Origin of the sequence: Intrasporangium sp. (genome assembly GCF_032907665.1) — a bacterium.
Classification (GTDB): domain Bacteria; phylum Actinomycetota; class Actinomycetes; order Actinomycetales; family Dermatophilaceae; genus Intrasporangium.
The window spans coordinates 1-4974 of the sequence record NZ_JAJJPG010000104.1; the positions used below are offsets into that span (position 1 = coordinate 1).

Genomic DNA, 4974 nt, shown 5'->3' on the forward strand with positions numbered 1-4974 from the left:
CCGATGCCGACGACCTTGATGACGGCCAAGTAGTTCTGCGGTGCTGCTGCCACGAGAGTGGGCCTTCCTGGATGGTGGTGCAAAGGTGGTGCGGTGTGCGTGTGGGGCAGTCTCTGCCCCGGCTCTCCGGCGCGGTGTCGTGCGTGTGGCCCGCCCCGAGCCAGTAGCCCTCAACCTTAAACGTTGACCTCAAGGTTACGGTTTGGTCACGAACCAGTGCCCCGACGGTATGTCGTCGGACAGGGCGGTTCAACCCACCGCCCGGCGTGTCGCTCGGTGATTCTGCCGATTCCGGAGATTCCCCGGATTCCAGGGAAATCCCGGAAAGGCTGCAGGTCAGCGGGTGACCGGCGCCTCAGGGACGGTGACGTCGATGAGCTGGCCCGGCTCCGTGAGGAGGATGCTGACGAGCCTCGCCTTGAGGGCTGCGTCGCCGGGTCCACCCCAGCGCACGGTCCGGTCGGCACCCTTGGACGTCAGCGTGAGGGTGACCCGGTCCCCCGACTCGAGGGACACCTCCGACACCGTCTTGCGAACCTTGCCGTCGAGCGCCGCCAGCGCCTGGAGGACGGCCTCGACCCCCTCGGGGCTCGCCGCGCTGCCGGTCGAGGAGACGAGGGGCAGTCCGTCGGGCGGCGCGGCGACCGTGCGGAACGCCACGCCCTCACGGTCGTGGAGCTGCACCTCACCGGTGCGCATCCGCACGGCGAGCACGGCGACGCGCGGCGTCACCTCGATGACGACGGTGTGGGGCAGGCTCCTCGTCACCGAGACCTCGATCCAGCGAAGGTCGCGCTCGAGGCGGTCGACAGCGGCGTCGGTGTCCACCCGCATGAGCGGGCCGCCCAGGGGCACGGCCGCGACGTCCCGGACGGTCGCGGCCTGCGACGACTTCACTCCGCGGACCTCGACCCGCTCGGCGAGCAGGAGCGAGCTGAACCAGCCGAGCCACACGGCGCCACCGGCGAGCAGGAGCGTCAGGACGAGCAGGACGGCGACGAGCCGGGGTCGTCGCCTCGCCCGGGCGGCCCTGCGCTCGAAGCGCGCTCGCGCAGAGGAGAGTCCCTTGGTGCGCTCCTCGGCCGAGCCGGTCCGGGTGAGCAGTCTCATCCCGACTCACCGCCGAGGAGCCGGAGGATCTCGGGACCGACCATCGTCACGTCGCCGGCACCGACGGTGAGGACGAGGTCGCCCGGTCGGGCGAGGTCGGCCACGACGCCTGCCACCTCGGACCAGGACGGCACGTAGTGGACCTCCACCTCGGGTCGGGCCGCAGTGACGGCGTCGGCGACGAGCTGCCCGGAGACGCCCGGCACCGGGTCCTCCCGCGCGGCGTAGATGTCCATGACGACAACGACGTCGGCGGGCGCGAGACCCCGGCCGAGCTCGGCAGCGAAGTCCTGGGTGCGGCTGTAGAGATGGGGCTGGAACACGACGACGAGCCGCCCCGGGGCCTCGACGAGCCCGGCCGCCGTCTCGACGACGGCCGTCACCTTGCCTGCGTTGTGGGCGTAGTCGTCGACGAGGACGACTCCGGCCGCCTCGCCCTTGGGCTCGAACCGTCGCCGGGTCCCCGTGAAGGACGCGAGGCCGACGAGGACGCCGGCCGGGTCCTGGCCGAGGCCGTGGACGGCGGCCGCGTAGGCGGCTGCGGCGTTGAGGGCGTTGTGGCGGCCCGGGATGCCGAGGCTGAGACGGTGCTCGACGCCTCTGTCGACGAGGGTCGCGGCCGAGGTGAGCCCGTCCTGCTGGTGATCGCGCAGGCCGACATCGGCACCCGGGTCGAAGCCATAGGTGAGGACGGGGATGCCTGCGGCCCGGGCGCGCTCGGCGAGGCCCACCGCGCCTGCGTCGTCGGCACACGTGACGAGGAGGCCGCCGGGTCGGATGGTCCGGACGAAGGCGTCGTAGGCCGCCTGCACCACCTCGAAGCTCTCGTAGAAGTCGAGGTGGTCGGGCTGGACGTTCGTCACGATGGCCACCTCGGGCCGGTAGACGATGAACGACCCGTCGCTCTCGTCGGCCTCGACGACGAAGACGTCGTCGGTGCCCTGGTGGGCGTTGGTGCCGTGGCGGGCGAGCTCGCCGCCGACCGCGAAGGACGGGTCGAGTCCGGAGCCCTGGAGGGCGACGGTCAGCAGCGAGGTCGTCGTCGTCTTGCCGTTGGCGCCGGCCACCGCGACCGGGCGCTGCCCGTGCATGAGGCTCGCGAGACCCTGGGCCCGGTGGAGGATGCGCGCTCCCCTGTCCCGCGCGGCGCGCAGCTCGACGTTGTCGTCGCGGATGGACGAAGACATGACGATGGTCCCCGCGCCCGCCTGGTGCTCCTCGTCGAAGCCGACCCAGACGGTGGCGCCCTCGCTCGCGAGCGCCTTGAGCACCGGGACGTCCTTGGCGTCGCTGCCGGAGACCTCGATCCCCCGCGCGAGCATGATGCGCGCGACCCCCGACATGCCGGCACCCCCGATCGCGAGGAAGTGCACCCGGCCCAGCTCCTCCGCCCTCGGGACCGGCGCCGAGAAGTCGAACCTCGCTGCAGCGAAAGGCCGCTCAGTCGTCGGCTGGGCGCTCACCGGCGTGACCTCCACGCCTCGTCGACGAGGTCCGCCAGGGCCTCGTCAGCGGCTCGCTCCCCCAGGCGCGCGGCCGCCTGGGCCATCGCGGTGAGCCGGCCGCCGTCCGTGGCCAGCGGGATGAGGTGCGCCTGCACCCACTCCGAGGTCATTGCAGCGTCGTCGACGACCATCCCGCCGCCGGCGGCGACGACATCAGCGGCGTTGAGCCGTTGCTCGCCGTTGCCGATGGGCAGCGGCACATAGACAGCCGGTAGGCCAACGGCGGTGAGCTCGCAGACCGTGTTGGCACCCGCGCGGGCCACGACGAGATCGGCTGCGGCATAGGCGAGCTCCATCCGGTCGGCATAGGGCACGACGACATACGGCGCTCCGCCCTCGGCCGGCTCGGGCGTGAAGTCCTTGCCGAGACCCGTGACGTGGAGGATCTGGACTCCTCCGCGGCTCAGTGCCGCCGACGACGCGGCGAAGGCGTCATTGATCCGCTTCGCGCCCAGGGACCCGCCGGTGACGAGCACGGTGGGTCGGTCGGCCTCGAGGCCGAAGTGGTCGAGTGCCTCGGCTCGGCTCTGTGAGCGGTCGAGCTGGGTGATCTCGCGCCGCAGGGGCATGCCGATGCGGCGGGCGCCGGGAAGCCGGGTGGTCGAGAAGGTGGTCGCGACGAAGGGCGTCCATCGGGCACCGAGACGGTTGGCGAGGCCGGGGCGGGCGTTCTGCTCGTGGATGACGATGGGGATCCGTCGCCGCCGAGCCGCGAGGTAGGCGGGCGTGCTGACGTAGCCGCCGAACCCGACGACCACCTCGGCGCCGGTCTCGTCGATGGCGCGCCCTGCGGCGGACACTGCCTCCCGCAGGCGCCCGGGCAGGCGGAGCAGGTCGGCGCTCGGCCGGCGGGGCAGCGGCACCTTCGGCACGAAGCGCAGGTCGAGGCCGCGCGCGGGCACGAGCCGGGACTCGAGGCCGACCTCGGTGCCGAGCGCGGTCACGGTGATCCCCGGGTGCCGGCGCAGCAGGGCGTCGGCCAGGGCGAGCAGCGGCGAGACGTGACCGGCGCTGCCTCCCCCGGCGAGCAGGACGGAGGTGGGCGAGGACACGGCGATCACCGGTTTCTGCGACGGGTCGGACGAGAGGACAGGCGGGACGGGAGCACGCTGAGGGTCCGCTTGACGACGCCGGTCCGCGCGTCGAGCAGGGCCCGGCACCCGGGCTCGTTTCGCGCGAAGGACATGAGCATGCCGAGGGCGAGGAGAGTCGTGACGAGCGAGGACCCGCCCGCCGACACGAGCGGGAGCGGCACGCCGACGACGGGGAAGAGGCCGATGACCGAGCCGATGTTGATCATGGCCTGCCCGATGAGCCAGGCCATCACGCCCGCGGCGGCGACCCGGACGAAGCGGTCCTGGGTGCGGGTCACGAGCCGGTAGCACGCCCAGGCCAGCAGGCCGAAGAGGACGAGGACGAGGAGCGTGCCGGGCAGGCCGAGCTCCTCGCCGATGATCGCGAAGATGAAGTCGTTGTGGGCCTCGGACAGCCAGCTCCACTTCTCCTTCGAGCGTCCGAGGCCGACGCCCCACCACCCGCCGTCCGCGAGGGCGTAGAGGCCGTGCACCGACTGGCCGCACCAGCCGTCGGGGTCGGTCTGGCAGCTCGGGTCGAGCCAGTTGCTGATGCGGGCGGTCCGGTTGCCGCTCGAGGTGATGAGGTAGCCGATGCCCCCGATGACGGCGAGCCCGCCGAGGACGAAGAGCCGCTTCGGCGCGCCTGCGACGAAGAGGACGGCCGCGACGATGAGACCCATGACCAGGCCCGTCCCGAGGTCGTGACCGGCGAGGACGAGGGCGAGGACGACGGCCGAGATCGGCAGCACGTAGGGCAGCACGGCGTGGAGCCAGTTGCCGACGAGGCTGCCCTTGTTGGCGAAGATCGCGGCGCCGGTGAGCACGAGGGCGATCTTGGCGAACTCGGACGGCTGGATCTGGACCGGTCCCAGGGCCAGCCAGTTGAGGTTGCCGTTGACCTTGACCCCCAGGCCGGGCACGAAGACGGCGGCCTGGAGCGCGACGGCCCCGATGAGCGACACGGCGGCGAGCCGTCGCCACCACCGGATGGGCCACCGGGCAGCCCAGGCCGCGACGCCGGTGCCGACCACGGCGAAGAGCAGCTGCTTCGCGAAGATGCTGTAGGAGGCCTCGTCGTCGAGGAGCGCCTCGACGCTCGACGCGGAGAAGACCATGATGAGCCCGAAGACGACGAGGGTGGTCGTGACGCCGAGCAGGAGGTAGTACGTCGTCAGCGGCGACTCGAGCTTGCCGAAGTGGACGAGCGACCGACCGCCCTCCGTGTCACGGTCTCCCCCGCCCGTTCGCGACCCCGACGACCCCGACGTCGATCCCGACGTCGA

Annotated in this window: 4 protein-coding genes; all 4 read right to left on the minus strand. The window is 72.2% G+C overall.

The features are described 5' to 3' along the window. Positions 1-336: 336 nt before the first annotated feature. Positions 337-1110, minus strand: coding sequence for a cell division protein FtsQ/DivIB (locus LOY02_RS14265; RefSeq protein ID WP_317183027.1), 774 nt, complete (start codon positions 1108-1110; stop codon positions 337-339). Further along, entirely contained in the window at positions 1107-2573 is a 1467-nt protein-coding gene (gene murC, locus LOY02_RS14270; RefSeq protein WP_317183028.1) for a UDP-N-acetylmuramate--L-alanine ligase, read from the minus strand. Before murC ends, LOY02_RS14265 begins: the two co-directional genes overlap by 4 nt. Then, entirely contained in the window at positions 2570-3676 is a 1107-nt protein-coding gene (murG, locus tag LOY02_RS14275; protein WP_317183029.1) for an undecaprenyldiphospho-muramoylpentapeptide beta-N-acetylglucosaminyltransferase, read from the minus strand. The genes murC and murG overlap by 4 nt, the downstream gene beginning before the upstream one ends. Then, the coding region (ftsW, locus tag LOY02_RS14280) for a putative lipid II flippase FtsW (RefSeq protein ID WP_317183030.1) at positions 3673-4974 on the minus strand (1302 nt) is incomplete at its 5' end. The genes ftsW and murG, both read right to left, overlap by 4 nt.